Here is a 26503-nt window from a genome sequence, read left to right as displayed (position 1 = left end):
AGCGGCCATGCGGACGGCGCCGCACCGGGCCCACCGCCGCCGCCCTACGCGTCCCGCACCGCCCCCCGCCACGCCGACTCCCGCAGCAGCCGCAACCCGTTCAGCCCCACGAGCACCGTCGACCCCTCGTGCCCCGCTACCCCCAGTGGCAACGGCAGATGCCCCGCCAGATCCCACACCACCAGCACCCCGATGCACACGGACGCGATGACGAGGTTCTGCACGACCAGCCGACGCGCACGCCGTGACAGCGCGACCACCGCCGGCACGGTGGCCAACTCGTCCCGCACCGCCACCGCGTCAGCCGTCTCCAGCGCCAGATCCGACCCGGCCCTCCCCATCGCGATGCCACTGTGCGCGGCGGCCAGCGCCGGCGCGTCGTTGACCCCGTCGCCGACGACCAGCACCTTCTCCCCCGCCGCCTCCCACTCCCGCACGGCGGCCACCTTGTCCTGCGGCAGCAGCCCGGCCCGTACCTCGGTGATGCCGACCTCACCGGCGAGCCGCTCGGCAGCGCGCGCGTTGTCCCCGGTCAGCAGCACCGGCACCGACCCCGTCAGCCGTCCGAGCGCCTCGACCGCCTCCCCGGCTCCCGCCCGCACCCGGTCCGCCACCCCGAGCACCCCCACCGGCACCCCGTCCACCCACACCACCACAGCGGTACGCCCGGCCCCCTCCACCTCATCCACCGCATCGGCCACCCTCTCGCCCCCCGAGGCCACCCCCGCACCGCCGCCCCCCGGCCTCCCCACCCGCACGTCCCGCCCCCCGACGACGGCCCGGACCCCCCACCCCGGCTCCGAGGAGAAGTCCTCGGCCGGATCGATCCGCAGCCCGCGCTCCTCGGCCAGGGCCACGACGGCCCGCGCGACCGGATGCTCACTCGGGTACTCCGCGGCGGCGGCGGCCGCCAGCACCCCGTCCTCACCGCACACCGCCCCCAGCACCCGCACCTCCGCGACCCGGGGCGCCCCCTCCGTCAACGTCCCGGTCTTGTCCAGCGCCACCCGCGTCACACCGCCCAACCGCTCCATCACCACAGCGGACTTGACGAGCACACCGTGCCGCCCCGCGTTCGCGATCGCGGACAGCAACGGCGGCATGGTCGCCAGGACCACCGCGCAGGGCGAGGCAACGATCATGAACGTCATGGCCCGCAGCAGCGTCGAGGTGAAGTCGGCCCCCACCGCGAGCGGTACGAGGAACAGCGCCAGCGTGGCGACCACGACGCCCACCGAGTAGCGCTGCTCGACCTTCTCGATGAACAGCTGCGTGGGCGCCTTGGTCCCGCTCGCCTCCTCGACCATCCCGACGATGCGCGCGATGACCGAGTCGGCCGCGTCCTTGTCCACCCGGACGCGCAGCGCCCCCGTGCCGTTGAGCGTGCCGGCGAACACCTCGTCCCCCAGCGCCTTGCGCACCGGCAGCGGCTCCCCGGTGATGGTCGCCTGGTCCACCTCACCGGCGCCGTGGACCACGGTCCCGTCGGCAGGCAGCCGCTCCCCCGGCCGTACGAGCACCACGTCCCCGACCCGCAGCTCGCCGACGGCCACCACCACCTCGCCCACCGCTTCCTCCCCCGCGAACGCCACCCGCACAGCCGTGGCGGGAGCCAGATCCAGCAGCCCCCGCACGGAGTCCGCCGTACGCCGCGTGGCCAGCGCCTCCAGCGCCCCGGACACCGCGAAGATCACGACGAGCAGCCCGCCGTCCAGGAACTGGCCGATCGCCGCCGCTCCCGCCGCCGCCACGATCATCAGCAGGTCGACGTCGAGGCTCCGCTCCCTGAGCGCCATCAGCCCGGCCCACCCCGGCTCCCAGCCGCCCGCCACGTAACAGACCGCGTAGAGCGGCCCCCAGGTCCACCCCGGCGCCCCGGCCAGGTCGAGCGGGAAGGCCAGCAGGAAGGCGACGGCGGACAGCCCCGCCCACCGCACCTCCGGCAGGGCGAGCAGGCGCGTACGGCGGGACGGCACCGGCGCGGCGGCCGGGCGTACGGCGGGGCGGTCGTCGAGCAGCGGAGAAGCCATGACGGATCACCTCTCAGTCGAGCGGAGCGAGCGGAACGCGGAGACCCCACACCATAACGGAACACATGAAGACCTCTTCAGCAATAGCCGATATGAGCCCCGATACGATGGCCACATGGGACACGGAGTCGACGAACGCGCCACACCCACGGGTCATCTCGACGCGGACGCCGCCGCCACCATCGCCGCCACGCTCCAGGCCCTCGCCACCCCGTCCCGGCTGATGATCCTGACGCGCCTGCGCCAGAGCCCGTGCGGCGTGACGGAACTGGCCGAAGCCGTCCGGATGGAACAGTCGGCGGTCTCCCACCAACTCCGGCTCCTGCGCGCGCTTAGCCTCGTCACGGGAGTCCGGCAGGGCCGCCGCATTGTCTACAGCCTGTACGACAATCACGTCGCCCAGCTTCTCGATGAAGCCGTTTATCACATCGAGCATTTGCGCCTCGGCGCCCGGGACGTCCCCTCGAAGGAGCGGCCGGGCACGGCCGAAGGGCCTTCCTCGTAAGGGGTATTGCGGAAAGCGGATTAGGCCGACCGGGTGACTTGTGGGCGGGCGCACCCACTACGGGCAATTAGGGTCCCGCTGTATGACCTCAGAGACAGCCGAAACCGCTCAAACACCTGTCGAACAAAGCCACTTGGGCACCATCTCGGTAATCGCATGGTCGGGCGAGAATATTGACGACGGCCGCGACATGGCGTTCCTGCTCGCGTATTCCCTCGGTGACGGAACGGCCGGCCCCGAGGCCGGTGAGCGGGCCGTCCGCCTCCTGCTGGAACAGACCGGCCTGCCGGTCGGCGCGGGCATCACCGACGCCTCCAAGTCCAAAGAGCCGATCAGCCTGCTCGTCGAGAGCGGCAGCGCGTCCCTGACGATGCCGAGCCTGCGGGTCCAGAGCGTCGTGCCCGAGGAGTGGATCGCGGCGGCCCTCCGGCGCAAGCAGGTGCACTTCATCTTCACGACCCGCCCGTGGCCGGAGGGCAAGCCCGGCGTCCCCGTCGAGGCGGAGGCCCTCAAGGCGTTCGTCGCCGACGAGGACGTACTCGCCGCCTCGGCGCACTGCGTCATTCCGGTGACGACCCTGCGCAAGTAACCATCGGCCCCCGCACCCCACAGCCTTCAGGCCCCGTAGAGGTGATCCATCTACGGGGCCTGAAGGCTGTGACCAGGGGCGAAAGGAGTGGCTGGGGTCTCCGTCGCCTCCCGGCCGGGTCCCGGCCCGGACCGCCGCGCAGGAGGGAGCGCGGTGGCTCGGGCCGTCGCCGACGAGCGTCAGCTGTTGTCCGCGCCGTTGGCCGCGAGCAGGTTGTCCAGGACGTGCGAGAGCGTCTCGTCACCCTTGTTCTGGGTGGAGTTCTCGACGCACTGCTGGTTCTGCGGGTTGGACAGGATGTCCTGGACGCCGACGTTGATGAGGCCGAACACGTTCTGGATGTTCTTGATCGGGACGGCGACACACGGCTTGTTGAACGAGCCCTGGATGAGTGACATCTGGGGGCTCATGTCGCCGTGCGTGGCGGAGTTGCCGTAGATCTGCTTCGACCCGTTGCCGCTCGCATTGCGGGTGTCCTGGTCGTCAGCGGCCGCCATTGCCTGCGGGGCGGCCGCGGCACCGAGGCCCATGACGGAGACGGCGACGGCAGCGGTAGCCATGACCTTCTTGATCACTGTTTTCCTCTTTCCATGTCGTACCCCGAGGTGAGGCTCACTGACCAACTCCGCAACGATGGGTTAGTTCTCCTGCATCACCCATTCGGCCGTGCGGGATTGGGCCAGAAGGCCCGCAAATACCATTCGAGTGAATCGGCGCAACCAATCCTCTTAACGAAAGTTGAGCCTGACGCAGAACCCTGAGTACCGGACTAACAAGGAAACCAAATGCTCAAGAAGATGATGGCCACGGCCGCGGTCGCTGCCTCTGTAGTCGGGTTCGGCGCTGCCGGAGCCGGTCAGGCGATCGCCGCCGTGGACGACCACACCACCGCGAACGCCAGCGGCAACGGATCGGTGCAGAAGTACGGCAACTCCATCACGAAGGGCAAGCAGAGCCCGCAGCTGTCCATCATCCAGGGCTCGTTCAACAAGCCGTGTCTCGCCGTCCCGATCAAGAACATCCAGAACGTGGTCGGCGGCGTCAACGTCGGCGTCCAGGACATCCTGTCCAACCCGCAGAACCAGCAGTGCGTCGAGAACTCCACCCAGAACAAGGGTGACGAGACCCTGTCGCACCTGCTGGACAACGCCATCGCGGGCAACGGCGCGTCGAACGAGTGACGCTGATCGCCGCCTGACCACCAGTGCGCCCCTGACCGTCGTCAGGGGCGCACTGCTGTGCCCCCGCACGCCCGGCGCGCACCGACGACCGACCCGGGCCCGCACAGCGCCGTACACCCGCGTGCACATCCCGTACACGCAGGAAGGCCGGTGCGCACACCGTCTGGTGTACGCACCGGCCTTCCTGCGTCGCGCGAGGAGCGCGGGAGGTGGGCGTCAGCCCCCGAGCGGCACGCCGCCGAGCATCGGGGTCGTCATCTTGGCGGTCTCCTGCGCGTTGCCGAGCAGCTTCGAGGGGTCACCGTTCCTGGCCTCGTTGACCGCCTGCGCGGTGTCGGTCGCGGTGTGCAGGAGGGGCTGGACGGTGGTGTCCACGGGCTGGTGGGTGTTCAGGGCGTCGGTCAGCTGCTGCACGCCGCCGTTCAGGCTCATCGCCTGGTAGTCGGCGGCCGCTGCCGCTGCCGGAGACGCGGCGGCCGCGGCCGCTCCCGCGGCCATCATCGAGACGGCAATGGACGAGGCGGCCTTCATGTACTTCATTCCAGTAATCCCTCTTCGTGCTGGCGTATCCGCGAACTACGAATCCCGTGACATTCCGACGCTGCTGTTCCATGTCACTTACACCAGGACTAACGAAGGCCAGGACGGTGAGAAACTGACAGCCTACGCCGTTTCTTGCCGATTCACTCGGATGCGGAGACCGCGTTACGGCCGGGAGGCGCCCGGACACACGGATGGAGCGGGTTCCGGAGAACCCGCTCCATCGTGCTGTGCGTCCTGTGAATCAGACCTGCGCGGACGCCTTGCGGCGGAACATCAGCACACCGCCGCCGAGCAGCGCGGCGCTGAGCGCGGCGGCGGCTCCGACCTCGCCGGCGCCCGTGTCGGCCAGGCTGGAGGCCTCCTGCGCGGCGGGCAGCACCTGCGTGGGCGGCTCGTGGGCCTGGGGCTCCTCCACCGGCGGCTTGTTGACGGACGGCTCCTCGGCCGGCAGCTCCTTCACCGGGGGCTTCTCGGCCGGCGGGTTGCCGGGCGGCGTGTGACCCGGGGGCTCCTCGGCCGGGGGCTCCTCGCCGGGGTGCTCCTCGCACGGCTCGTCACCGGGGTGCTCCTGGTGCGGCGGCTCGTGACGCGGCGGCTCACCGCCCGGGTGCCCACCGGGGTTCTCGTTCCCCGGGTTCTCGTGACCGGGGTTCTCGTTCCCCGGGTTCTCGTGACCGGGGTCTTCGTGACCGGGGTCTTCGTTGCCGGGGTGCCCGCCGCCCGGGTGCCCGCCGTCGGGTCCCTCGTCGCCGGGGTAGTCACCGCCGGGGTGGCCGGAGCCCTCACCAGGGGGGTTTCCGTGGCCGGGGCCGCCGTGGCCGGGCTCGTTGTGACCGGGCCCGGACGGCTTGTGCGGCTTCTTCGACTCGCCGTTGACGCACTCGTTGCCGAAGGCCGGGTTCAGGAGCGCGATGATGTTGATGGTGTTGCCGCACGCGTTCACCGGAACGTGTACGGGCGCCTGAACGTTGTTGCCGGACACAGCGCCCGGCGAGTTGGAGGTCTCCCCATCGGCCCCGGAGTCCGCCGCTGCGGTGCCTCCGGACATGGCGAGGAGCCCGGAAGCGGCCGCCGCGGCGAACACACTTCTGCTCAAAACCTGTCGCACTTTGCCGTTCCCTGTCTTTCATACCTGCGGATGAGCCGATTGCTCACACGCGATGAGGGAGGTTCAGTTGGCCCCCGAGCGCATGGCGTGCACTGAGGGGCCAACTGTGACCGAACATCTAGCGGTTCGGACGGGGAACTACTTGTTGATGCACTTGTTGCCGAAGGCCGGGTTCAGAAGCGCGACGAAGTTCACGGTGTTGCCGCAGACGTTCACCGGGACGTGAACCGGAACCTGCACGTTGTTGCCGGAAATGAAGCCCGGGTTGCCCTTGACGTCACTGTTCGCCCCGGAGTCGGCGATGGCCGGGGAGGCGACACCGACGGCCAGGAGCGAGCCGGCGACGAATGCGGCGCTCTTCATGTACTTCACTTTAAGAACCTTTCCGGCGGCGACACCCTACACAGCCACGTCCTTCGCGCTGCACGAGTCTGTTTCTTCACGCCCGTAGCGTCGCCGTCGACATCGGTAACGATCCGGTTCCACCGAGGAAACTCCATAAAAGAAGCTATCTATCCACCGTCACCCGAACGCCCTAACCTTCATTTCGGCGCGCAGGGGCGTGAATTGGCGTCCGCACGCCACTGCCCGGCCTCCCCAACAGGGAGAACCGGGAATCGGCGGTGCGTGCCGGGCGTCAGACGGGCGAGCCGGGCACCTTGGGAGCTTCGGCGGCGCCGGGGACCTTCGGCAGCGCGGGCAGTCCTTCGAGGTTCGGGGCCGGCAGTCCGCCGCCGACCACGACGCTGACGACCACGTTGAGGGTCGCGGTGATGGTGGCGGTGACCGCCTCGGTCACCTTCGCCGCGTCGCCCTTCTGAGCCGCCTTCAGCAGCGCGTCGACCTTGGCCCGCAGGTCGACGACCGCCTTCGCCTTCAGCTCCAGGCCCGCGTCGACGGCCCGGGGAGCCGCCACCGACGGCAGGTCGGGGGACGGGGAAGCGGGGACTTCGAGGGCGGTGCCGGGGGACTTCGGAAGGCCCTTCAGGGCCTCTTCGACCGCCTTCGTGTGCTGGGCGACCTCGGCGGCCGGCAGCTTGCCGCCGCCGGCGATGACCGCGTCGAGGAGCTCGGTGACGGGCTTGAGCACACCGGCGATCTCGCTCAGCAGCTTCACCTGCGGGGTGAGCTTGTCGGCGCCGGGCAGCGCGTCCTCCGCGGCGATGCTGTCGGTGGGACTCTCGGCGGCGAGCGGAGGCGTCGCCGGGGCGGCTATCGCGCCCCCGGCCGAGCCGAACGCCAGTACCCCGCACGCCACGGAGGAGACGACGAGTCCGGCGGTTCGGGAGATGCGCATGGGGATGTCCTTACGTGAGAGGTCGGAGAGGGGACAACGCCACCGTGCAACCGGCTGCCACCCTCCGCAACTTTTCCCGCACGCTGTGTCAGTACTGGAGCGCCTTGTCGAGGCCCTTGAAGCTCTCCTCGCTCACGTCCGGAAGGTCGATCGGCAGCGGCGACGCCGGCCGGTCGGTCCGGTCCGGCGGGGCGGCCAGGGCAAGCGGGGCCGGGACCGCGAGGGCCGCCGCCAGACCGGCCGCGAACGCCGCGGCGGCGGTGGCCGCGGCGGCTGCGCTTCGTGTCTTCATGCCCTGCCAACGGTCCAGCTCCGTACAGGTCACGGGCACGTTCCCGGGGGCCCGGGCGAAGCCCGGGGCACGGCAGGGCGCCGCGGGAGTGACCGCTCAGGCCGTGCTGCGGTCCGCCGCGCGCTCCTGGTGCGGCACCGACCTCAGGTAGCCGGCGGGCTCCAGCGGGCGGTCGGTGAAGAATCGCAAGGCCAAGTCGGCGACCTCGTCCGCCTTTTCGAGCACGACCCAGTGGTCGGCGTCCCGGATCGTGGTGAAGCGGCAGCCCCGGATGGTCGCGGCGAAGGCTCGCTGGCGCTCCGCCGATGTCACCGTGTCGTGCTCCCCGGTGAAGACCAGCGCCGGTACGCCGGACAGGCCCCCCGAGAAGTCCGGCCGGTCGCCGAGGGAGCGGTGCACGGAGTCCGCGGCGTGCGGGGAGTGCTCGACCGCGTGCAGCATCGTCCGCCTGACGTAGCGGTAGGCGAGGTCGCGGCGCGCGACGTACCGGTCCGGGTCGAGACACATCAGCGCCTCGGTCACCAGCGTCGCGAAGCCGTCCCGGTCCCCGGCGGCGAGCCGGTCGGTGGCGCTGCGCCAGTGCGCCCGCTGGGCTGGTGAGATGTGCGCGGGGACGCCGCCGAGGAGGAGGCGGGCGATGCGGCCCGGGTTGCGCTGGGCGCAGCGGAACGCGAGCGCGGCGCCGTACGAGAAGCCGAAGAGGTTGACGCGCGGTACGTCGAGGTCGTCGATGATCCGGGTGACGGCGGCGCACAGGAGGTCCGCGCTGGGGCCCGGCGGCAGGGGCGCGGCGCTGCCCATGCCGGGCAGGTCGGCGGTCACGACGCTCGTCACCGGGCCGAGGCGGCCGTCCATCTGGGGCCAGCCGAGCATGCCCTGGAGCGCGCCGCCGAGGACCAGCACCGGTTCGGTGACCTGTGTGGCGGGTGAGCCGGTCGCCTCGCCGGCGGCCGGGCCCGTGCGGTGCAGCACGCGGTAGGAGTAGCGCAGCCCGTCCACCGACAGCGAGCGAACGGTTTCCTCGGGCATGCTTCAGCTCCTTCTCGGCAGGGGGTGGCGGCCGGGCCCCGTCAGCCGCGGGTGAGGACGAGCGCGGCGTTGTGGCCGCCGAAGCCGAGCGACGTCTTGACCGCGCAGTCGAACGCGGCGGGGCGCGCGGCCTTGGCGACGACCTCGACCGGGATGCGCGGGTCGAGCGCGTCCAGATTGGCCGTGGGGGGCACCAGCTGGTGCTCCAGGGCGAGCACCGTCAGCACGGTCTCGATACCGCCGGCCGCGCCCAGGGTGTGGCCCGTCATGGCCTTGGTCGACGTGACGAGCGGGTCCGCGCCCAGCAGCCGGTGCAGCATGGTCGCCTCGATGAGGTCGTTGAACACGGTGGATGTGCCGTGCGCGTTGACGTGGCCGACGTCGGACGGGGCGACGCCCGCGTCCGTGAGCGCCGTGCGCAGCGCGCTCTCGATGCCCTTGCCCTCCGGGTCGGGGGCGACGGCGGAGTACGCGTCGCTGGACGCGCCGTAACCGGCGATGTGCGCCCTGATCCGGGCGCCCCGCGCCCTGGCGTGCTCGGGTCGTTCCATGACGAGCAGGCCGGAACCCTCGCCGACCACGAAACCGTCGCGGTCCGCGTCGAACGGGCGGCAGGCCGCGGCCGGGTCGTCGCGGCGGGTCGACACCGCCCGCATCTGGCAGGCGCTGGCGATCAGCAGCCGCGAGCACACGGACTCGGCGCCGCCGGCGACGACGATGTCGCAGGCGCCCGTGCGCAGCATCTGGTGCGCGGTGCCGATCGCCACCGTGCCCGACGAGCAGGCGGTGGACACCGCCTGGCTCGGGCCGCGGGCGCCCAGGTCCATGCAGACACTGCTGGCGGCGCTGTTGACGACGGTCAGCGGGGCGAGCTTCGGGGAGACGCGGCGCGGGCCCTTGGTGGTCAGTGCGGTGTGCTGCTCGTCGTAGAAGGGGAGTCCGCCGTGGGCGGAGCCGATGACGACCGCGACCCGGCCGCTGTCCCAGACGGAGGGGTCGAGTCCGGCGTCCGCCACCGCCTCTCGCGCTGCCAGTACGGCGAGTTGGGCGAAACGGTCCATCAGGCGCTGCGTCGCCACGCCGAGGACCCGCGCCGTGTCGAGGTCCTCGGCGGGGACGGCGTACATGAAGTCGCAGGGCAGGTCGCGCAGTTCCTCGCGCGTCCCCACGGAGGCGGGGCGGACCTCGCCCCGCGTGACGTTTCGCCACGTCTCGTCGACGCCCACCCCGGCCGCTGTGACCAGGCCGAGGCCGGTCACGGCCGCCGTGAAGGGCGGGATCGCCGGCCTGGTCATCCCAGGCTCCCGGTGTGGACGAGTTTGGTGTGCACGAGGGCGACCAGTTCGCCCACGGTGTTGCGGGACGTCAGCGCCGCGTCTTCCAGGTCGATGTTCAGGTGCTCTTCGATGAGGATGCGCAATTCCTCCAGCGCGAGGGAATCCAAGCGCAAGGCGTAGAGCGGGCTCTCGGGTCGGACGGCCGCCGGGTCCACTCCGAATTTCTGCACCATCAGTGTGCTGACGGCATCTGTCGCACTGGCCACTCGTCGCTCCTCCGAGTTCGTCCGGCAACCTTTATACGCGCCCACCCGGACGGGCCTTTACCCCGTTCGCCCTATGTGATGAGGGTTCGTGCTCGCGTACGGATTGCGATGCTGGGACGGAGGCGCCGCCGCACGGCCGTCGCGGCGGCGGGGTACGCGGCGCCGGACGGGTGAGGGCCGGGAAGCGGTGCTTCCCGGCCCTGTGGTGCTGCCTAGGCGCCGCCGCCGTACGGGCGGGTGATCGCTTCCAGGGCGTGGCCCGACGGGTCCATGAAGTACACGCCCCGGCCGCCGTCGTTGCGGTTGATCTCGCCCGGCTGCTTGCCGTGCGGATCGGCGTAGTACGTGAGGCCGGCGCCCTGGACGCGCTGGAAGATCCCGTCGAACTCTTCCTCCGTGACGAGGAAGGCGTAGTGCTGCGGGGTGATCGACTCCGCCGGGACGGTCGCGAAGTCGAGGGTGACGCCGTTGCTCAGTTCGACGGCGATGAACGGGCCCCACTCGGCCGCGATCTCCACGCCCATGACGCGGGTGAAGAACTCAGCGGATTCCCGCTTGTCGCGGGAGTGGACGATGGTGTGATTCAGCTGCACTGACATTGTGGAATGCCTCCGTAAGGCAAACTCACGGGCTACCTCCATGCCTCACCCGGACGGTGACCGACACGCGATGCCGTGCGGCGATCTTACGTTCGGGCCCGGCGCCCTGTCATGCGCTCCGGTACGGCCGTCCGTTCGAGCGCGGTCCCGGGAGTCCCGGTACGGCTACGCAACTCCTCCCGCTGTCCCTATGGTGGGGCGCACAGCAGGAAGGGACCCCCACGAGCGATGCATGAACGGGCAGACGCGCATCCGGGCCTGATGCCCGTACAGGGGATGCGGGCGGGTGACCACGCGTTCCTCAGCTACGCGGACGACGAGGCCAACTGGGACGCGCTCGTCACCTACGTCCGCACGGGACTGGCGCGCGGCGAGAAGGTGATCGTCTTCGCGGCGCCGCAGCTCGATCCCGACGCCGTACGGACCCGCCTGGACGGGACCAGCCGGCTGCTCGCGGAGGCGCGTGGGCGGGGGCAGCTGACGAACAGCAGCATGCGGGCGCTGATCCACCCCGGCCGCGGCTTCACCCCCGAGCGGCAGTGGGACCGTCTCGGCGAGGAGACCGCGCTCGCCGTCGCGCAGGGCTACCAGGGGCTGCGGGCGTTCATCGACATGCACTGGGTGGCGGACCTCGACGCCGACATCGAGACGATGATGCACCGCGAGTCGCACGCCGAGCACCTCTTCGACGGGCGTCCGTACAATGAGGTCTGCTCCTACGACCGGCGCGCCTTCGACGACGACGTGCTCGACGCCATGTCGGACGCGCACCCCCGCTCGCTGCTCGGCTCGCTCGGCGAGCTGCGGATCGTGCACCGCGAGCACTCGGTCAGGGTCGCGGGCGAGGCCGACCACGCCACGCGCGAACCCTTCCTGACCGCCCTGAACGACGCGCTGGAGCGGTCCGCCGCGTCCCGGCGGCTGCTGGTGGACCTCATGCCTCTGCACTTCCTCGCCGTACGGTGCGCCCTCGACCTCATCGAGCGGATCGCCGGGGCCGACGGACACGACGGCGTCGAGGTACGTTGCGCCGCCGCGCAGGCGGTGCTGCTGCGCCGACTCGGCTCGGAGCGGGTCCGGCGCCTCACGCTGACGGAGGCGGTGCGGGCATGGTGACGGAAGGGATCCACGTCGACAACGACGGGGCGCGGGAGCGGCTGCTGGAGTTCGACTTCGGCCGCGACGACATGCCCCGGCTGCGTGTGCTGGTCGACCAGTACGCCGCCTGGGCCGGACTGGCGGAGCCCCGGCGCGGCGACTTCGTCCTGGCGGCGGACGCGGTGGCCACGAACGCGGTCGAGCACGGCGGCGGGGGCGGCCGGTTGCTGCTGCACCGGTCCGCCGGCTCACCCGGCGCGCTCGAATGCGTGATCAGCGACTCGGGGCCGGGGTTCGCCTCCTCCGTCATCCCGGAACTGGCGCCGGGGCTGGGCGGCAGCCACGGCGGGCGGGGGTTGTGGCTGACGCGGCTCATCACGGACCGGCTGGTCATCGAGGGTGGAGCGGGGAGCGCGGACCGGGCGCGGGGCAGTGTCGTGGCGTTCGCGATGTGGCTGCCCGGCTGATTCCGGGGCCCGCCCGGGCGGTTACGCGGGAGCCGTCAGTGCGGCGGCGCCGAACGAGACGTCGAAGCGGTCGCACCAGATGCTCACGCTCGTAAGGCCCTTGAGATCCAGCCCGGCCGGCAGCGCGTAGTTCTGGTCGCCCTTGTTGCCCTTCAGCTTGCCGAGGCTGACGTGCCTGCCGTCGTCGAAGACGTGCCAGCCGTCCCTGCCCGCCCTGACCGGCGCGTCGGTCAGCCAGACCCGCAGGTCGGGGCCGCTGCTGGTGGCGAGGCCCTGGAGGCGGAGGGTGCGGGAGCCGTCGGGCAGCCGGATGATCTTCGCCGTACCGCTGGTGCTGTGCTCGTGGCTGATCAGGGTGCCGGAAGCCAGGGTCCGCGGCGCCGGCGGCGCGGACGGTGCGGAGGAGGAGTCCCGCCCGGTGGTGGTGGGGGCCGCCACGGGGAGCTCGTCCCGCACGGTCTCGTCCACCCACAGCTTCCACGGCTGGAACCAGTACAGACCGGCGACGGCCATGAGCATGCCGACGACCAGGACTCCGATGACCAGGGGCTTGCCAAGTGTGCGTCGCATGCGCCCATTCAACACGCGGCCGCCCGCTCCGAGGGGGGATTCGGGAGAACGGGCGTTCGCCACTAGCCCGGTGGTGGGGTCTTGGGCGTCGTACGGCTAAGAACCGGCGCGCCCGTGGGACGAGAGGCACATGCCTGCCATGTGCCTCGTCCCGCGCGCGGTCCGCAGCGGCGCGCTGACGGTACTGCTGGTCCTCACCGCCGTGCTCGCCGTGGTGCTGGGGGAGGGCGGGTCGGTGGGGCAGGTGCGGCCTCCGGTGATGTGGGCGGCGGGGGAGGCGGCTGTTCTGGGGGGCGGGGCGGGTTCGTTTCCCAGTCCCGGTTCAGGTGCCGGTTCCGGTGCCGGTGCCGGTGCCGGGGGCGAGGGGCAGCCGTCGGACGCGGGGGACAGCGAGGTGCGGGGGGCCGGGGACGGTGCCCGGGGCGCTCGGCGCGAGCGGGTGCGCAGCGGCAGCAGGGGGCGGGCCGTCGGCGTGGTGACGGCGTACCGGCGTACGCGGAACGGGGGGAGGCGCCCCGGCGCCGGGCGGGCGGTCCCGGGGGCCGACGTGGCTCCGGCGGCCGGCGGGGAGCGGCGGCGGGTGGTCCTGCGCTGCTGAGGGGGCCGGCGCGGCCCGGCACACCGCTGTGCCGTCGCCGTCGCTCCGGCACCGCGACCACCCCTCGACGAGAAGGACGTTCACCATGCCCATCGACCCGTATGCCGCACTGAACGCCATGGTGCGGGCCGAAGTCGCCCGTTCCTCCGAACCGCACGACGCCGCGCGGCACGAGCCGCGACATTCCGACGCCGCGGACCCGGACCGGGCCGGCGACACCGGCCCCGGCAGGGGCGGAGAAGAGGACCCGGCGGTCGCTCACCGCCCCTGAGGTCTCGCGCGCAGTCGCGTGGGGAGGGCGGCGGCGCTCCGCGTCACGGGGCGCCGCCGCTCTCACGCTCGCCGCCCTCGCCGTGCCTCTGAGCTGCGGATACGCCCGACAGGAGGCTCGCGGACGGGCAGCGTAGGGTAATGGCAAGGCAAAGTAGCCGGTCGCACTGCTCGTGGATCACGGCCGCCGTGCCCGCATGTCCGCACGTGCAGCGGCCGGGCGGCAGACCGGGAGGCAGACCATGGGCACGCGCCGGACCACGTTGCCGGGGGTCGGCACGCAGTACGACTTCACGACCGACGACGGCCAGCACATCTCGGTCGTCGTCCACAAGGACGGCCGGCGCTTCATCGGCTTCTACGACCGTGACGACCCCGACGCGTGCCTCCTGTCCGTACCCCTGTCGCCCGATGAGGCCACGGCCCTGGCCCACCTGATCGACACGGCGCCCATCGACGCCGTACGCACCGACGGCATCGACCTCGTCACCGAGCACATCCAGGTGACCGCCAAGTCGCCGTACGCCGGACGGCCGCTCGGTGACACCCGGGCGCGCAGCCGTACGGGCGCGTCGATCGTCGCCGTGCTCCAGCGGACCGCCGCCACGCCGTCGCCGGGGCCCGAATTCCGGCTGTCCATCGGCGACACGCTGGTCGTCGTCGGCACCCGCGAGGGCGTCGACGCGCTCGTCGAGATCATCGCGGGGGGCTGAGCCGTGCACAACACCACCGCGCTGCTGATCGAACTCGGCTCGCTCATCCTGGCGCTCGGCCTCATCGGCCGGCTGGCGGAGCGGGTGGGCCTGTCCCCCATACCCCTCTACCTGCTGGCGGGGCTCGCGTTCGGGCAGGGAGGACTGCTGCCGCTCGACGCCAGCGAGGACTTCGTGGCGGTCGGCGCCGAGATCGGCGTCATCCTGCTGCTGCTCCTGCTGGGCCTGGAGTACAGCGCCTCCGAGCTGGTCACCAGCCTCAAGACCCAATACCCGTCCGGCGCCGTCGACTTCGTCCTCAACGCCACACCGGGCGCGGCCGCCGCGCTCCTCCTCGGGTGGGGGCCGGTGGCCGCGGTCGCCCTGGCCGGTGTCACCTGGATCTCGTCGTCGGGTGTCGTCGCCAAGGTGCTCACCGACCTCGGCCGCCTCGGCAACCGCGAGACGCCGGTCGTGCTCGGCGTCCTGGTGATGGAAGACCTGTCGATGGCGGTCTACCTGCCGCTGCTGACGGCGCTGCTCGCCGGCGTGGGCCTCGCCGGCGGCAGCGTGGCGCTGGTCGTCGCGCTCGGCACGGTCGGGCTCGTCCTGTACGTCGCCCTGCGGCACGGGCGGCTGATCAGCCGGGCGGTCTCGTCGGACAACCCGGAGATGCTGCTGCTCGTGGTGCTCGGGCTGACCGTGCTGGTGGCCGGAGTGGCACAGCAGTTGCAGGTGTCCGCGGCCGTGGGGGCGTTCCTCGTCGGCATCGCGCTGTCGGGAGAGGTCGCGGAGGGCGCGCGCAAGCTGCTGACGCCGCTGCGGGACCTCTTCGCGGCCGTCTTCTTCGTCTTCTTCGGCCTGTCGACGGACCCGGCGGCCATCCCGCCGGTGCTGCTGCCCGCACTGCTGCTCGCCGTCGTGACGACGTTCACGAAGATCGCCACCGGCTGGTACGCCGCGCGGCGCGCGGGCATCGGCCCGCGCGGCCGGCTGCGGGCGGGCGGAGCACTGGTGGCGCGGGGCGAGTTCTCGATCGTGATAGCGGGCCTCGCGGTGGCGACCGAGCCACGGATCGGCCCGATCGCCACGGCGTACGTCCTGATCCTCGTCATCCTGGGCCCGCTGACGGCACGGTGGACCGAACCGCTGGTGTCGCGGATGCGGAGGGCGAACCGGTGGGGCCGGGGAGAGGGGGACGAGGGGACGCCCGTCGAGCGGGCGTCCGGCCTACCGTCCCCCGCCGAGACGGCGGCCGCGGCGACCGGCGCGAAGGGGTGAAGCCGGGGCGCGGTGGCGGCCGGTGACCGGACGGGCGTCGCCGCGCCCCCGCCCGTTCCGGGATGCGGACGCTCCCTTCTGACGCACTCCTGTTGTATCTAAGCTGTGCGCATGCCTGCCGCACCCCCGGTCCCCCCGCCCAGCACCGTCAAGCAGCCCGCCGCCGCCGAGCGCGTCTACACCCACATCAAGAAGGGCGTACTCGACCGGCACTACGAGGGCGGCACCCTGCTCACCGAAGGCGACCTCGCCGACGCCGTCGGCGTGTCCAGGACGCCGGTGCGCGAGGCGCTGCTGCGGCTGGAGGTCGAGGGCCTCATCAAGCTGTACCCGAAGAAGGGCGCCCTCGTCCTCGCCGTCTCCGCCCAGGAGATCGCCGACGTCGTCGAGACCCGGCTGCTGGTGGAGGAGTTCGCGGTACGCCGCGCCGTACCCGCCTCCGCCGCCCTCGTCGCACGGCTCGAACAACTGCTGGAGGAGCAGAAGCAGCGCGCCCTCGAAGGCGACCTCGCCGAAGTCGCCGTCGCCGACCGCTGCTTCCACGTCGAGATCGTCCGCAACGCCGGGAACCAGATCCTCTCCCGCCTCTACGACCAGCTCCGCGACCGTCAGCTGCGCATGGGCGTCACCATCATGGAGGCGCACCCCGACCGCATCGCCAAGAACCTCACCGAGCACGCCGAGATGCTCGAAGCCATCCGGTCGGGCGACGTCGAGGGCGCCGCCCGCTGCGTACGCCGCCACGTCAGCCGCGTCAAGGTGCTGGTCCGGGGCGAGGAACGGGGCGAGGGCCGGTGAGGGACTCCGCCGCTCCCGCCGCCGCCCTGCCCGGCGACCCACCCGGCGGCCGGCGCGCCGCCACCGTCTGGGGCATCGGCGTCGCCGTCTACTTCGTCGCCGTCATCTTCCGTACGAGCCTGGGCGTCGCGGGCCTCGACGCCGCCGACCGGTTCGACGTCAACGCCTCCGCGCTGTCGACGTTCTCCATACTCCAGCTCCTCGTGTACGCGGGCATGCAGATACCCGTCGGCCTCCTCGTCGACCGCCTCGGCACGAAGAAGGTCCTGACCCTCGGCGTCGTGCTCTTCACCCTCGGGCAGGCGGCCTTCGCCCTCTCCCCCTCGTACGGCACGGCCCTCGCCGCCCGCGCCCTGCTCGGCTGCGGCGACGCCATGACGTTCATCGCCGTACTGCGTCTGGGGGCCCGCTGGTTCCCCGTCCGGCGCGGACCGCTGATCGCGCAGCTCGCGGGCCTGTGCGGGATGGCGGGCAACCTCGTCTCGACGCTCGTCATCGCGCGTCTGCTGCACGGGGTCGGCTGGACCGCCACCTTCGCGGGCAGCTCGCTCGCCGGAGTGCTCGTGCTCGTCCTGCTGCTGCTGTTCCTGAAGGACCACCCCGAGGGGTACGAACCGGCCCCCGCCGAGCACGCGGGCGCGGCCTACGTCCGCCGGCAGATCGCCGCCGCGTGGCGCGAGCCGGGGACGCGGCTGGGGATGTGGGTGCACTTCACTACGCAGTTCCCGGCAATGGTGTTCCTGCTGCTGTGGGGGATGCCGTTCCTCGTCGAGGCGCAGGGGCTCTCGCGCGGCACGGCGGGCGAGCTGCTGACGCTCGTCGTGCTGTCCAACATGGCCCTCGGCCTGGTGTTCGGGCAGATCATCGCCCGCCACGGCGCCGCCCGCGCGCCGATCGCGCTCGGTACCGTCGCGGCCACCGCCCTGCTGTGGGCGGCGGCCGTCGCGCACCCGGGCGAGCACGCGCCCATGTGGCTGCTCGTCACCCTGTGCCTGGTGCTCGGCGCCTGCGGCCCGGCCTCGATGATCGGCTTCGACTTCGCCCGCCCCGCCAACCCGCCCGAGCGCCAGGGCACGGCCTCGGGCATCGTCAACATGGGCGGCTTCGTCGCCTCGATGACGACCCTGCTCGCGGTCGGCGTGCTGCTCGACGCGACCGGCGACAACTACCGGATCGCGTTCGGCTCGGTCTTCGTGCTGGAGACGCTCGGCGTGGTACAGATCCTGCGCCTGCGCAAGCGGACCGCCCGCCGGGAGCGCGACCACCTGGTCGCGAGCCGCGTCGAGGCGGTGCACGTCCCGGCCTGACGGGGCGTCGGCGTGGTGGCGTGCCGGGTCGTCGTTACGGCGTGACCGCGAAGTTCCGCAGGATCGCGTCGGCCAACGCCTGGTCGCCGTCGACCTTGACGTGGTCCGCGACCGCCTCGTGGCGGACCCGGCCGCAGGCCAGCCGCACGTACGTCTCCCAGTCCAGGCTGATCGTCGCGAGCGGGCCCAGCGACGGCGTGCCGTCGACCGTCCCCCGGCCGTCCGCGTCCACCCGGACCGTGCGCATGAACTCGACCGGGCCGTGCACGTCGAAGACGACCGCCGAGTTGGCGGGCGCGCCCGCCTCCTTCGCGACGACCTTCGGCAGGCCCTGGACGAGGACGTCGCGGGTGACGAGCGCGCCGGGCGAGTCGAGGTTGCCGGGGCGCCCGAACGTCGTACGGAGGTCCTGCTCGTGCACCCAGGTGTCGAAGGCCCGCATCCGCAGCGCTAGTTCCAGGGTCTGCTCGGCGCCGAGCGGGGCGCGGACCATCGTGTCGGGGGAGCGGGTCTCGTTGCGGAGCTGACGCTGGCGGCGGATGATCGTGTACTCGAGCTCCGAGGTCATCTCCGGCGCGGTGTGGTGGCGCCGTACGTCGACCTGCATCTCCATGTACCGGGCGAACTCCGAGGTGACGTGGTACAGATCGCGCGGCAGCGAGTGGATCGGCCGCGGATCGCCGAGCATCTCGCACTCCATGCCGATGAGGTGGGAGACGATGTCGCGCACCGACCAGCCCGGGCACGGCGTACGGCGGTTCCACTCCCCCTCGACGAGCGGTGTCACCAGCTCGGATATCGCTTCGATGGAGTGGGTCCAGGCTTCGGCGTATGTCTGGAGGCTGGGATGGACGGTCACGGGACCCCTCGTGCGGTTCAGTGGCGGTGGCGCGGGCTGGCTGGTCTGACGGGACTGACTGGCGGGCTGGACTGACGGTGCGTGCCGGACTGCGTGGGAGGCTCGCACGCTAAGTTACGCTGCCCCGTGGCACCCTGGCAGTGCTTTGGTGTGACGATCGTAGGCCCGTGTTGACGGCTCGAATGCCAGGACGGTGGTAGTGTGCGCGCCTCCCTCATCCAGATCGCAGTAGACCCGGACGAACCGGTCGAATCCCGCCGGCAGCGCGTCGCCTCCCTCGTCCGCGAGCAACGCGAGCGGTACGGCGCCGACCTCGTGGTCCTGCCCGAGCTGTGGCCGACCGGCGCCTTCGCGTACGAGTCCTTCGCCGACGAGGCGGAGCCGCTGGAGGGGCCGACGTACGAGGCGATGGCCAAGGCGGCGGCCGACGCGGGCGTGTGGCTGCACGCCGGGTCGATCGTCGAGCGCGACCCGGAGGGGCCCCTCTACAACACCTCCCTCGTCCTCTCCCCCGCCGGCGAGCTCGTGCGCGCGTACCGGAAGATCCACCGCTTCGGCTTCGACAAGGGCGAGGCCGTCATGATGGGCGCGGGCGAGGAACTGGTCACGGTGACGGCCGCGGGTCTCACCTTCGGCCTGGGCACCTGTTACGACCTGCGCTTCCCCGAACTCTTCCGCGGCCTCGTCGACGCCGGCGCGCAGGCGTTCGTCGTCCCGGCCGGCTGGCCCGCCAGGCGCCGCGAGCACTGGACGCTGCTGGCCCGCGCCCGCGCGGTCGAGAACCAGGCGTACGTCCTGGCCTGCGGCACGGCCGGCACGCACGCGGGGGTGGAGCAGGCGGGGCACAGCATCGTCGTCGACCCCTGGGGCGAGGTACTGGCCGAGGCGGGCCCGGCCGAGGAGGTGCTGGTGGTGGACCTCGACCCGGCGAAGGTGACGACCACGCGCGACCAGTTCCCGGCCCTGAAGGACCGCCGGCTGCGGTAGGGCGCCGGAAGCCGGGTCGCGTACAACACGTCGCGGGGCGGAATGCCTGTCCCGTGCATGCGGTTGGATGGAGGTATGTCTTCACGTGCGCGCGTTCGGGCCCCCGAGCTCATCGGCAAGGGCGGCTGGCTCAACACAGGCGGCAAGGACCTGAGTCTGGCGGACCTCAGGGGCCGCGTCGTCATTGTCGATTTTTGGACCTTTTGTTGCGTTAACTGCCTTCATGTCCTGGATGAGCTGCGGGAGCTGGAGGAGAAGCACCGGGACACGGTGGTGACCATCGGGGTCCACTCACCGAAGTTCGTGCACGAGGCCGAGCATCAGGCCGTCGTGGACGCCGTCGAGCGGTACGGCGTGCATCACCCGGTGCTCGACGACCCCGAGCTCGCGACCTGGAAGCAGTACGCCGTACGCGCCTGGCCGACGCTCGTGGTGATCGACCCCGAGGGGTACGTCGTCGCCCAGCACGCCGGTGAGGGGCACGCGCACGCCATCGAGAAGCTCGTCGAGGAGCTGGAGGCCGTCCACGCGGCGAAGGGGACGCTGCGGCGCGGGGACGGCCCGTACGTCGCGCCCGAGCCGGTGGCGAGCGATCTGCGCTTCCCCGGGAAGGCGCTGCTGCTGCCCGGCAGCGGGAACTACCTCGTCTCGGACACCACCCGGCACCAGCTCGTCGAGCTGGAGGCGGACGGCGAGACCGTCGTACGGCGGATCGGCGGTGCCGGGGAGTTCAAGGAGCCCCAGGGACTCGCGCTGCTGCCGGACGGGCGGGTCGTGATCGCCGACACCGTCCATCACCAGCTGCGCACGTACGACCCGGCCACGGGCGCGATCGAGGTCGTCGCCGGTACCGGCAAGCAGTGGTGGCAGGGCTCGCCCACCTCCGGGCCCGCGCGGGACGTCGACCTGTCCTCGCCGTGGGACGTGGCGTGGTGGCGGGGCAAGGTGTGGATCGCCATGGCCGGCGTGCACCAGCTGTGGACGTACGACCCCGAGGAGGGGACCGTGCGGGTGGCGGCCGGGACGACCAACGAGGGGCTGGTGGACGGGCCCGCCGCCGAGGCGTGGTTCGCACAGCCGTCGGGGCTCGCGGCGGACGGCGACCGGCTGTGGGTGGCGGACTCGGAGACGAGCGCGCTGCGGTACGTCGACAGCGACCTGGTCGTGCACACCGCCGTCGGGACCGGGCTGTTCGACTTCGGGCACCGGGACGGCGCGGCGGGGCAGGCGCTGCTCCAGCACCCGCTCGGGGTGACGGCGCTGCCCGACGGCTCGGTCGCGGTCAGCGACACGTACAACCACGCCTTGCGGCGCTACGACCCGGCGAGCGGGGAAGTGACCACGCTCGCGACGGACCTGCGGGAGCCCAGCGACGCCGTGCTCGTGGGGGACGACATCGTCGTCGTGGAGTCCGCCCGGCACCGGCTGACCCGGCTGCGGCTGCCCGAGGAGGCGGTGCGCGTCGAGGCGGTCGCGCACCGGACGCAGCGCGCGGCGACCGAAGTGGCGCCGGGCAGGCTGCGGTTGGACGTCGTCTTCGAGGCGCCGCGCGGTCAGAAGCTGGACACGCGGTACGGGCCCTCGACGCGGCTGCTCGTGTCGTCGACCCCGCCCGAGCTGCTGAGCGGCGGTGAGGGGGCCGGGACGGATCTGGGCCGCGACCTGGAGCTGAATCCGGAGGTCACCGAGGGCGTGCTGCACGTGTCCGCGATGGCCGCCTCGTGCGACGACGACCCGGCGAACGAGTACCCGGCGTGCCACGTCCACCAGCAGGACTGGGGCGTCCCCGTCCGCGTGACGGCGGACGGAACGCCCCGGCTGCCGCTCGTGCTCGCCGGTATGGACGACTGACCGGCGCCGACGGTCCCGGGGGCCCGGCGCGCGCGGACGGCGCCGCCGGGCGTCAGGGGTTGTGGTGGTGGTGCTGGTCGTCGGCGACGACCGTGGTGGTGGGGGGCACGACCATGCGACGGCGCCTGGCGACGCTGGCGTAGACCGCGACCCCGATGATTCCGACGAGCATCATGATGACCCCGACGAGGGTCAGGTTGACGCTCTCCATCTCCCAGTCGGTGGCGAAGGCGAGTATCGCTCCGCCCGCGATGAGGAGAATGAATCCTCCCAGTCCCATGAGTTCCGCCTCCCTGTGGGCCCGGCGGTTCCGGGCCGGTGTACGTCCTTCGCGTACCCGGCCCTTCAACGGACAAGCCTGTGAGCGGCGTTCGGGATTCCGGGGGTCAGCCTTCCAGGAACGCGGTCATGGCGTTGGCGAGCAGATACGGGTCGTCCGCGCCGCACAGCTCGCGCGCGCTGTGCATCGACAGGATGGCGACGCCGATGTCGACGGTCCGGATGCCGTGCCGGGCGGCGGTGATGGGGCCGATCGTCGTCCCGCACGGCATGGAGTTGTTCGACACGAAGACCTGCCACGGCACGCCCGCCTTCTCGCAGGCCGCCGCGAAGACGGCCTGGCCGCTGCCGTCCGTCGCGTACCGCATGTTGACGTTGACCTTGAGGATCGGTCCGCCGTTGGCGCGGGGCTGGTGCGTCGGGTCGTGGCGTTCGGCGTAGTTGGGGTGGACGGCGTGCCCGGTGTCGGAGGACAGGCAGATCGTGCCGGCGAAGGCGCGTGACCGGTCGTCGAAGCTGCCGCCGCGGGCGAACACCGAGCGTTCCAGGACGTTGCCGAGGAGGGGTCCGTCGGCGCCGGTGTCGGACTGCGAGCCGTTCTCCTCGTGGTCGAAGGCGGCGAGCACCGGGATGTACGGGAGGGGTTCCTCGGCGGTGCTGACGGCGGCCAGTGCCGCGACGCCCGCGTGCACGGAGATCAGGTTGTCCATGCGCGGCCCGGCCACCAGTTCGCGGTCGCGGCCGAGGTAGGCGGGCGGGTCGATGCTGTGGGCCATCAGGTCCCAGCCCGTGACCTGGCCCGGGGTCAGGCCCTCTTCCTCTTCGAGGAACCGGATGAGGTCCCCCTCGTGGACGTCGCCCTGGCCCCAGATGGGCTGCATGTGCCGCTGCTTGTCGAGCTTGAGCCCGTCGGTGTTGACCGACCGGTCCAGGTGCACGGCGAGCTGCGGCACCCGCAGGAGCGCCCGGTCGATGTTGACGAGGCGGTGGGTGCCGTCGCGCAGGGTCAGCCGGCCGGCGATGCCGAGGTCGCGGTCGAGCCAGGTGTTGAGGAGCGTCCCGCCGTAGATCTCGACGGCGATCTGGCGCCAGCCCTGTGCGCCCATGTCAGGGAGCGGCTTCACGTGCAGGTGGGGGGAGTCGGTGTGGCCGCCGACGATGCGGAAGGGGGTGCTCGCCTGCGCGCCCTCGGGTACGTACCAGGCGACGATCGCCCCGCCGCGCAGCACGTACTTGCCCCCGGAGGTCGCGTCCCAGGCGTCGGTCTCCGCGACCTGCCGGAACCCGGCCTTGTCCAAGCGCTCGGCGGCGTTCGCCACCGCGTGGTACGGCGACGGACTGGCCGCCAGGAAGGACATCAGGTCGTCTGTGTGGCCGCGGTCGAAGCGGAGGGGTGCGCGCATGGGGTTCACCATAACGAGGGTTAACCTCCGGGCCCCAGGGCCTTCCTCAGAGGCCCGGGGGCCGCTCGAACCGCCGTTGTATCGTGCGGCGCTCGCCGCGGCGCACCTGGGGCAGCATCTGCGGAGCGCCCGGCGGCCGCTGGCGCTGCCGGCGCCGGCCCACGCAGAACAGGCAGCCCTCGCCGGGCGGCGCGGTCGGGTCGATGGGCGAGCCGGGGTGCTCGGAGCAGCCCGACGCGTTGCGCGGCCGGGACAGCTCGCGGGCCACGATGAAAGCGCGGTGCAGGGTGTCCGCGATCTCCACGAACTCCTCGCCGGGGGAGGAGACGGTGACGGCGAAGGCACGGTCGTTGACCTGCTGGACGTACGCCTTGAGCACGTCCAGGGTGTACGGCGGGTCCGGGACGGGGTATCCGAGGCGGCGCTGCTCGGCCGGGGCGGGGACGCCGCGCTCGCCACGCCGGCGGCGGTCGTTGCACAGCAGGCAGCGGCCCCAGCCGGCGGGGGCCTCGGGGTCGATGGCTCCGTTGGGGTGCACCTCGCAGCCGGTGTAGCTCTTGACGGGGGCGAGGTCGGCGGCCGTCTTGAAGGCGACGTAGAGGGTGTCGGCGATCGGCTCGTACTCGAGCGGGTGGGAGCCGTCGTACAGGTCGCCGATCTGGTCGCCCACCGAGCCGAGCTTTCCGCGCAGCTCACTGAGCGCGTACGGCCGGCCGGCCGGGACGGAATAACCACCCCTGCGGGATTCCATGGAACTCATGCCCACCAGAGTCGCACGGGTCACTGACAACGGGCCGGGTCCGTCCCCGGAGGGAGGGCCCGGCCCGTGGCCAGAGGGTTTCCGCAGTGGACTAGAAGGCCGCCTCGTCCAGCTCCATCAGGGACTGGTCGACGGACTCGGCCAGGGCGCGCTCGACGCCGACGCCCGGCAGGACGTTCGCGGCGAAGAACTTCGCCGCCGCGATCTTGCCCGTGTAGAACGGGACGTCCTTCGGGGAGGCGGTCGGCAGCTTCTCGGCGGCCACGGCCGCGCCGCGCAGCAGGAGGTAGCCGACGACGACGTCACCGGAGGCCATCAGCAGGCGGGTGGTGTTCAGGCCGACCTTGTAGATGGACTTGACGTCCTGCTCGGTGCCCGCGAGGTCGGTCAGCATGGTGCCGACGATGGCCTCCAGGTCCACGGCCGCCTTGGCGAGGTGGTCGCGGGCCGCGGCGAGGTCCTCGCCGCCGGTGCCGACCGCGAGGAACTTCTTGATGTCCTCGGCGAGCGAGTTCAGCGCGGCGCCCTGGTTGCGGACGATCTTCCGGAAGAAGTAGTCCTGGCCCTGGATGGCGGTCGTGCCCTCGTAGAGGGTGTCGATCTTCGCGTCGCGGATGTACTGCTCGATCGGGTACTCCTGGAGGTACCCGGAGCCGCCGAACGTCTGGAGCGACTGGGCGAGCTGCTCGTAGGACTTCTCGGAGCCGTAGCCCTTGACGATCGGCAGGAGCAGGTCGTTCATGGCGACGAGCGCCTTGGTGTCCTCGCCCGCGGCCTCCTTGGCCGTGATCTCGTCCTGGACGGACGCGGTGTGCAGGACCAGGGCGCGCATGCCCTCGGCGTACGCCTTCTGCGTCATGAGCGAGCGGCGGACGTCGGGGTGGTGCGTGATGGTGACCTTGGGCGCGGTCTTGTCCATGAAGTTCGCCAGGTCGGGACCCTGGACGCGCTCCTTGGCGTACTCCAGGGCGTTCAGGTAGCCCGTGGAGAGGGTGGCGATGGCCTTCGTGCCGACCATCATCCGGGCGAACTCGATGATCATGAACATCTGGCGGATGCCGTCGTGCTTGTCGCCGATGAGCCAGCCCTTGGCGGGGTGCTGGTCGCCGAACGTCATCTCGCAGGTGTTGGACGCCTTGAGGCCCATCTTGTGCTCGACGTTCGTGGCGTAGACGCCGTTGCGCTCGCCCAGCTCGCCGGTCTCCCAGTCGAAGTCGTACTTCGGGACGAGGAAGAGCGACAGGCCCTTGGTGCCGGGGCCGGCGCCCTCGGGGCGGGCCAGCACGTAGTGGAGGATGTTCTCCGACATGTCGTGCTCGCCGGACGTGATGAAGCGCTTGACGCCCTCGATGTGCCAGGAGCCGTCCTCCTGCTGGACCGCCTTCGTGCGGCCCGCCCCGACGTCCGAGCCGGCGTCCGGCTCGGTGAGGACCATCGTCGAGCCCCACTGCTTGTCGACGGCGATCTGCGCGATCTTCTTCTGGGCCTCGTTGCCCTCCTCGTACAGCACGCCGGCGAAGGCGGGGCCGGAGGAGTACATCCAGACCGCCGGGTTGGCGCCGAGCAGCAGCTCCGCGTACGCCCAGATCAGGGAGCGGGGCGAGGTGGTGCCGCCGATCTCCTCGGGGAGGCCCAGGCGCCAGTACTCGCTGTCCATGAAGGCCTGGTAGCTCTTCTTGAAGGACGCGGGTACGGGGGCGGTGTTGGTGGCCGGGTCGAAGACCGGCGGGTTGCGGTCGGCGTCCTCGAAGGAGGCGGCGAGGTCGTTCTCCGCGAGGCGGGCGATCTCGTCGAGGATGCTCTTGGCGGTCTCGACGTCCATCTCCGCGAACGGGCCGGTGCCGTACAGCTTGTCGCGGCCGAGGACCTCGAAGAGGTTGAACTCGATGTCGCGGAGGTTCGACTTGTAGTGACCCATGGCAACGGCTCCGTTAAGGATCGGGAGGCAGGTTCCTCGTACATCTACTACTACTCAGTAGCTACGATGATGCTACCCGTCAGTAATAAGGCGCAACCCCTAACGGGGATGTGTGACTGAGTACGCTTGCGCGCATGTACGGCTACGACCAGAACCAGGGTGGACAGCAGCAGTACGCGCCGCCGCAGCCCCCGCCCCAGGGCGGCTACGCGGAGCAGCCGCTCTACCCGGAGCCGTCGCCGCCCTCGCTCGCCGACGCGGTGCGCGCCTTCACCACCGGATCGCTGTCCGCGGAGGACTTCCAGCAGATCTTCGCCACGTCGAAGGTCTACTGCCCGCGCGGCGACAATCCGGGATTCCTCGCGCTGCACAACACCCAGCAGCCGGTGATCCCGATGTTCACCTCGCTGAAGGAGCTGCGGAAGTACGCGGGCAAGGAGTCCAAGTACTTCGTGATCACAGGGGCGGAGGTGATCGATCTGCTGCCGACCGGGTACGGCTTCGTCCTCGACATGGAGGGCGAGCACCGGATGGTGTTCGACGCGAAGGCCGTGGAGCAGATGGTCGACTTCGCGATGCGGCGGATGTACGGCTAGTGCGTTGGCCACGAACGTTCGCCGGGTCGGGTGACACGCCGGTCGATGTTCGG

At 71.5% G+C, this 26503-nt stretch carries 31 protein-coding genes; 14 read left to right on the top strand and 17 right to left on the bottom strand.

Annotation, left to right across the window (positions count from 1 at the left end; all coding sequences use genetic code 11):
- Positions 1-44: 44 nt before the first annotated feature.
- A complete protein-coding gene (locus tag IE185_RS30035) occupies positions 45-2030 on the bottom strand; it encodes a heavy metal translocating P-type ATPase (protein WP_189716393.1) in 1986 nt (661 codons plus the stop codon).
- A gap of 115 nt (positions 2031-2145) precedes the next feature.
- Between IE185_RS30035 and IE185_RS30030 the strand changes: the two genes are divergently transcribed.
- Positions 2146-2535: an ArsR/SmtB family transcription factor gene (locus IE185_RS30030; RefSeq protein WP_138896347.1), complete on the top strand. Its 390-nt coding sequence runs from the start codon at positions 2146-2148 to the stop codon at positions 2533-2535.
- 82 nt (positions 2536-2617) lie between these two features.
- Complete coding sequence (locus IE185_RS30025) at positions 2618-3124, top strand: DUF5949 family protein (protein ID WP_138896346.1); 507 nt, start codon at positions 2618-2620, stop codon at positions 3122-3124.
- Positions 3125-3303: 179 nt separating this feature from the next.
- Here the strand turns inward: IE185_RS30025 and IE185_RS30020 are convergent, their stop codons facing one another.
- Positions 3304-3699, bottom strand: a complete 396-nt coding sequence (locus tag IE185_RS30020; protein ID WP_138896345.1) for a rodlin — start codon at positions 3697-3699, stop codon at positions 3304-3306.
- A 210-nt stretch (positions 3700-3909) separates the two neighbouring features.
- Here IE185_RS30020 and IE185_RS30015 point away from each other — a divergent pair, with 210 nt between their 5' ends.
- Positions 3910-4305 (top strand): rodlin, encoded by a 396-nt coding sequence (locus IE185_RS30015; RefSeq protein ID WP_138896344.1) that lies wholly within the window; start codon positions 3910-3912, stop codon positions 4303-4305.
- Positions 4306-4521: 216 nt separating this feature from the next.
- Here IE185_RS30015 and IE185_RS30010 read toward each other — a convergent pair whose 3' ends face one another.
- The 9 genes from IE185_RS30010 to IE185_RS29970 all read right to left on the bottom strand — a co-directional run bounded on the left by IE185_RS30010 (position 4522) and on the right by IE185_RS29970 (position 10716).
- Positions 4522-4845 carry a hypothetical protein gene (locus IE185_RS30010; protein ID WP_138896343.1) on the bottom strand — a complete coding sequence of 108 codons (324 nt, stop codon included), beginning with the start codon at positions 4843-4845 and terminating at the stop codon, positions 4522-4524.
- Between the two features lie 244 nt (positions 4846-5089).
- Positions 5090-5956, bottom strand: coding sequence for a chaplin (locus IE185_RS33900; RefSeq protein WP_170198326.1), 867 nt, complete (start codon positions 5954-5956; stop codon positions 5090-5092).
- A gap of 138 nt (positions 5957-6094) precedes the next feature.
- Positions 6095-6328: a chaplin gene (locus tag IE185_RS30000; protein WP_138896342.1), complete on the bottom strand. Its 234-nt coding sequence runs from the start codon at positions 6326-6328 to the stop codon at positions 6095-6097.
- A gap of 265 nt (positions 6329-6593) precedes the next feature.
- A complete protein-coding gene (locus IE185_RS29995; protein ID WP_138896341.1) occupies positions 6594-7253 on the bottom strand; it encodes a hypothetical protein in 660 nt (219 codons plus the stop codon).
- A gap of 88 nt (positions 7254-7341) precedes the next feature.
- The gene (locus IE185_RS29990; RefSeq protein WP_138896340.1) at positions 7342-7545 is read right to left on the bottom strand and encodes a hypothetical protein; all 204 of its coding nucleotides are present in this window, start codon (positions 7543-7545) and stop codon (positions 7342-7344) included.
- 96 nt (positions 7546-7641) lie between these two features.
- Positions 7642-8574, bottom strand: coding sequence for an alpha/beta fold hydrolase (locus IE185_RS29985; protein ID WP_138896339.1), 933 nt, complete (start codon positions 8572-8574; stop codon positions 7642-7644).
- 41 nt (positions 8575-8615) lie between these two features.
- Positions 8616-9869 (bottom strand): beta-ketoacyl-[acyl-carrier-protein] synthase family protein, encoded by a 1254-nt coding sequence (locus IE185_RS29980; RefSeq protein ID WP_138896338.1) that lies wholly within the window; start codon positions 9867-9869, stop codon positions 8616-8618.
- A complete protein-coding gene (locus IE185_RS29975) occupies positions 9866-10084 on the bottom strand; it encodes an acyl carrier protein (RefSeq protein ID WP_138896348.1) in 219 nt (72 codons plus the stop codon). The genes IE185_RS29980 and IE185_RS29975 overlap by 4 nt, the downstream gene beginning before the upstream one ends.
- A gap of 245 nt (positions 10085-10329) precedes the next feature.
- Entirely contained in the window at positions 10330-10716 is a 387-nt protein-coding gene (locus IE185_RS29970) for a VOC family protein (protein WP_138896337.1), read from the bottom strand.
- A 228-nt stretch (positions 10717-10944) separates the two neighbouring features.
- Between IE185_RS29970 and IE185_RS29965 the strand changes: the two genes are divergently transcribed.
- Together IE185_RS29965 and IE185_RS29960 are read left to right on the top strand one after the other, a co-directional pair.
- Entirely contained in the window at positions 10945-11832 is an 888-nt protein-coding gene (locus IE185_RS29965) for an MEDS domain-containing protein (protein WP_138896336.1), read from the top strand.
- Positions 11826-12281, top strand: coding sequence for an ATP-binding protein (locus tag IE185_RS29960; protein ID WP_138896335.1), 456 nt, complete (start codon positions 11826-11828; stop codon positions 12279-12281). The genes IE185_RS29965 and IE185_RS29960 overlap by 7 nt, the downstream gene beginning before the upstream one ends.
- A gap of 21 nt (positions 12282-12302) precedes the next feature.
- On the opposite strand, the gene IE185_RS29955 is transcribed toward IE185_RS29960, so the two are convergent.
- Positions 12303-12851 carry a DM13 domain-containing protein gene (locus tag IE185_RS29955; RefSeq protein WP_138896334.1) on the bottom strand — a complete coding sequence of 183 codons (549 nt, stop codon included), beginning with the start codon at positions 12849-12851 and terminating at the stop codon, positions 12303-12305.
- Between the two features lie 130 nt (positions 12852-12981).
- On the opposite strand from IE185_RS29955, the gene IE185_RS29950 reads away from it, so the two are divergent.
- The 6 genes from IE185_RS29950 (at position 12982) to IE185_RS29925 (ending at position 17797) form a co-directional block, all read left to right on the top strand.
- On the top strand, positions 12982-13449 hold the full coding sequence (locus tag IE185_RS29950; RefSeq protein WP_189716391.1) for a hypothetical protein: 468 nt from the start codon (positions 12982-12984) through the stop codon (positions 13447-13449).
- Between the two features lie 85 nt (positions 13450-13534).
- Positions 13535-13720 carry a hypothetical protein gene (locus IE185_RS29945; protein ID WP_138899291.1) on the top strand — a complete coding sequence of 62 codons (186 nt, stop codon included), beginning with the start codon at positions 13535-13537 and terminating at the stop codon, positions 13718-13720.
- Between the two features lie 241 nt (positions 13721-13961).
- Positions 13962-14432, top strand: coding sequence for a cation:proton antiporter regulatory subunit (locus IE185_RS29940; RefSeq protein ID WP_138899292.1), 471 nt, complete (start codon positions 13962-13964; stop codon positions 14430-14432).
- Between the two features lie 3 nt (positions 14433-14435).
- The gene (locus IE185_RS29935) at positions 14436-15692 is read left to right on the top strand and encodes a cation:proton antiporter (RefSeq protein WP_189716389.1); all 1257 of its coding nucleotides are present in this window, start codon (positions 14436-14438) and stop codon (positions 15690-15692) included.
- A gap of 111 nt (positions 15693-15803) precedes the next feature.
- Positions 15804-16490 (top strand): GntR family transcriptional regulator, encoded by a 687-nt coding sequence (locus IE185_RS29930; protein WP_189716387.1) that lies wholly within the window; start codon positions 15804-15806, stop codon positions 16488-16490.
- A complete protein-coding gene (locus IE185_RS29925) occupies positions 16487-17797 on the top strand; it encodes an MFS transporter (protein ID WP_138896476.1) in 1311 nt (436 codons plus the stop codon). Before IE185_RS29930 ends, IE185_RS29925 begins: the two co-directional genes overlap by 4 nt.
- Positions 17798-17831: 34 nt before the next feature.
- On the opposite strand, the gene IE185_RS29920 is transcribed toward IE185_RS29925, so the two are convergent.
- Positions 17832-18656, bottom strand: a complete 825-nt coding sequence (locus tag IE185_RS29920; protein WP_138896475.1) for a maleylpyruvate isomerase family mycothiol-dependent enzyme — start codon at positions 18654-18656, stop codon at positions 17832-17834.
- A gap of 201 nt (positions 18657-18857) precedes the next feature.
- Between IE185_RS29920 and IE185_RS29915 the strand changes: the two genes are divergently transcribed.
- Together IE185_RS29915 and IE185_RS29910 are read left to right on the top strand one after the other, a co-directional pair.
- Positions 18858-19643, top strand: coding sequence for a carbon-nitrogen family hydrolase (locus tag IE185_RS29915; RefSeq protein ID WP_138896474.1), 786 nt, complete (start codon positions 18858-18860; stop codon positions 19641-19643).
- A 75-nt stretch (positions 19644-19718) separates the two neighbouring features.
- The gene (locus IE185_RS29910; protein WP_229843769.1) at positions 19719-21494 is read left to right on the top strand and encodes an NHL domain-containing thioredoxin family protein; all 1776 of its coding nucleotides are present in this window, start codon (positions 19719-19721) and stop codon (positions 21492-21494) included.
- A 52-nt stretch (positions 21495-21546) separates the two neighbouring features.
- Here the strand turns inward: IE185_RS29910 and IE185_RS29905 are convergent, their stop codons facing one another.
- The 4 genes from IE185_RS29905 to IE185_RS29890 form a co-directional block, all read right to left on the bottom strand.
- Positions 21547-21774, bottom strand: coding sequence for a DUF6458 family protein (locus IE185_RS29905; protein WP_138896472.1), 228 nt, complete (start codon positions 21772-21774; stop codon positions 21547-21549).
- A gap of 106 nt (positions 21775-21880) precedes the next feature.
- A complete protein-coding gene (locus tag IE185_RS29900) occupies positions 21881-23176 on the bottom strand; it encodes a M18 family aminopeptidase (protein WP_138896471.1) in 1296 nt (431 codons plus the stop codon).
- 46 nt (positions 23177-23222) lie between these two features.
- Entirely contained in the window at positions 23223-23936 is a 714-nt protein-coding gene (locus IE185_RS29895; RefSeq protein WP_138896470.1) for a hypothetical protein, read from the bottom strand.
- 91 nt (positions 23937-24027) lie between these two features.
- On the bottom strand, positions 24028-25854 hold the full coding sequence (locus tag IE185_RS29890) for an acyl-CoA dehydrogenase (protein ID WP_138896469.1): 1827 nt from the start codon (positions 25852-25854) through the stop codon (positions 24028-24030).
- A 134-nt stretch (positions 25855-25988) separates the two neighbouring features.
- Here IE185_RS29890 and IE185_RS29885 point away from each other — a divergent pair, with 134 nt between their 5' ends.
- A complete protein-coding gene (locus tag IE185_RS29885; protein ID WP_138896468.1) occupies positions 25989-26450 on the top strand; it encodes an SseB family protein in 462 nt (153 codons plus the stop codon).
- Positions 26451-26503 lie beyond the last annotated feature (53 nt).

Source organism: Streptomyces chryseus (assembly GCF_014650755.1).
GTDB classification, from domain to species: domain Bacteria; phylum Actinomycetota; class Actinomycetes; order Streptomycetales; family Streptomycetaceae; genus Streptomyces; species Streptomyces chryseus.
This window is presented reverse-complemented; position numbering and strand designations above follow the sequence as displayed.

What these genes read in the sequence shown, in the direction of transcription:
- IE185_RS30035 (WP_189716393.1), bottom strand. Translation starts at nt 2,030, where the DNA reads ATGGCTTCTCCGCTGCTCGACGACCGCCCCGCCGTACGCCCGGCCGCC.
- IE185_RS30030 (WP_138896347.1), top strand. Translation starts at nt 2,146, where the DNA reads ATGGGACACGGAGTCGACGAACGCGCCACACCCACGGGTCATCTCGAC.
- IE185_RS30025 (WP_138896346.1), top strand. Translation starts at nt 2,618, where the DNA reads ATGACCTCAGAGACAGCCGAAACCGCTCAAACACCTGTCGAACAAAGC.
- IE185_RS30015 (WP_138896344.1), top strand. Translation starts at nt 3,910, where the DNA reads ATGCTCAAGAAGATGATGGCCACGGCCGCGGTCGCTGCCTCTGTAGTC.
- IE185_RS30010 (WP_138896343.1), bottom strand. Translation starts at nt 4,845, where the DNA reads ATGAAGTACATGAAGGCCGCCTCGTCCATTGCCGTCTCGATGATGGCC.
- IE185_RS29995 (WP_138896341.1), bottom strand. Translation starts at nt 7,253, where the DNA reads ATGCGCATCTCCCGAACCGCCGGACTCGTCGTCTCCTCCGTGGCGTGC.
- IE185_RS29990 (WP_138896340.1), bottom strand. Translation starts at nt 7,545, where the DNA reads ATGAAGACACGAAGCGCAGCCGCCGCGGCCACCGCCGCCGCGGCGTTC.
- IE185_RS29985 (WP_138896339.1), bottom strand. Translation starts at nt 8,574, where the DNA reads ATGCCCGAGGAAACCGTTCGCTCGCTGTCGGTGGACGGGCTGCGCTAC.
- IE185_RS29980 (WP_138896338.1), bottom strand. Translation starts at nt 9,869, where the DNA reads ATGACCAGGCCGGCGATCCCGCCCTTCACGGCGGCCGTGACCGGCCTC.
- IE185_RS29975 (WP_138896348.1), bottom strand. Translation starts at nt 10,084, where the DNA reads ATGGTGCAGAAATTCGGAGTGGACCCGGCGGCCGTCCGACCCGAGAGC.
- IE185_RS29970 (WP_138896337.1), bottom strand. Translation starts at nt 10,716, where the DNA reads ATGTCAGTGCAGCTGAATCACACCATCGTCCACTCCCGCGACAAGCGG.
- IE185_RS29965 (WP_138896336.1), top strand. Translation starts at nt 10,945, where the DNA reads ATGCATGAACGGGCAGACGCGCATCCGGGCCTGATGCCCGTACAGGGG.
- IE185_RS29960 (WP_138896335.1), top strand. Translation starts at nt 11,826, where the DNA reads ATGGTGACGGAAGGGATCCACGTCGACAACGACGGGGCGCGGGAGCGG.
- IE185_RS29955 (WP_138896334.1), bottom strand. Translation starts at nt 12,851, where the DNA reads ATGCGACGCACACTTGGCAAGCCCCTGGTCATCGGAGTCCTGGTCGTC.
- IE185_RS29950 (WP_189716391.1), top strand. Translation starts at nt 12,982, where the DNA reads ATGCCTGCCATGTGCCTCGTCCCGCGCGCGGTCCGCAGCGGCGCGCTG.
- IE185_RS29945 (WP_138899291.1), top strand. Translation starts at nt 13,535, where the DNA reads ATGCCCATCGACCCGTATGCCGCACTGAACGCCATGGTGCGGGCCGAA.
- IE185_RS29940 (WP_138899292.1), top strand. Translation starts at nt 13,962, where the DNA reads ATGGGCACGCGCCGGACCACGTTGCCGGGGGTCGGCACGCAGTACGAC.
- IE185_RS29930 (WP_189716387.1), top strand. Translation starts at nt 15,804, where the DNA reads ATGCCTGCCGCACCCCCGGTCCCCCCGCCCAGCACCGTCAAGCAGCCC.
- IE185_RS29910 (WP_229843769.1), top strand. Translation starts at nt 19,719, where the DNA reads ATGTCTTCACGTGCGCGCGTTCGGGCCCCCGAGCTCATCGGCAAGGGC.
- IE185_RS29905 (WP_138896472.1), bottom strand. Translation starts at nt 21,774, where the DNA reads ATGGGACTGGGAGGATTCATTCTCCTCATCGCGGGCGGAGCGATACTC.
- IE185_RS29900 (WP_138896471.1), bottom strand. Translation starts at nt 23,176, where the DNA reads ATGCGCGCACCCCTCCGCTTCGACCGCGGCCACACAGACGACCTGATG.
- IE185_RS29895 (WP_138896470.1), bottom strand. Translation starts at nt 23,936, where the DNA reads ATGAGTTCCATGGAATCCCGCAGGGGTGGTTATTCCGTCCCGGCCGGC.
- IE185_RS29890 (WP_138896469.1), bottom strand. Translation starts at nt 25,854, where the DNA reads ATGGGTCACTACAAGTCGAACCTCCGCGACATCGAGTTCAACCTCTTC.
- IE185_RS29885 (WP_138896468.1), top strand. Translation starts at nt 25,989, where the DNA reads ATGTACGGCTACGACCAGAACCAGGGTGGACAGCAGCAGTACGCGCCG.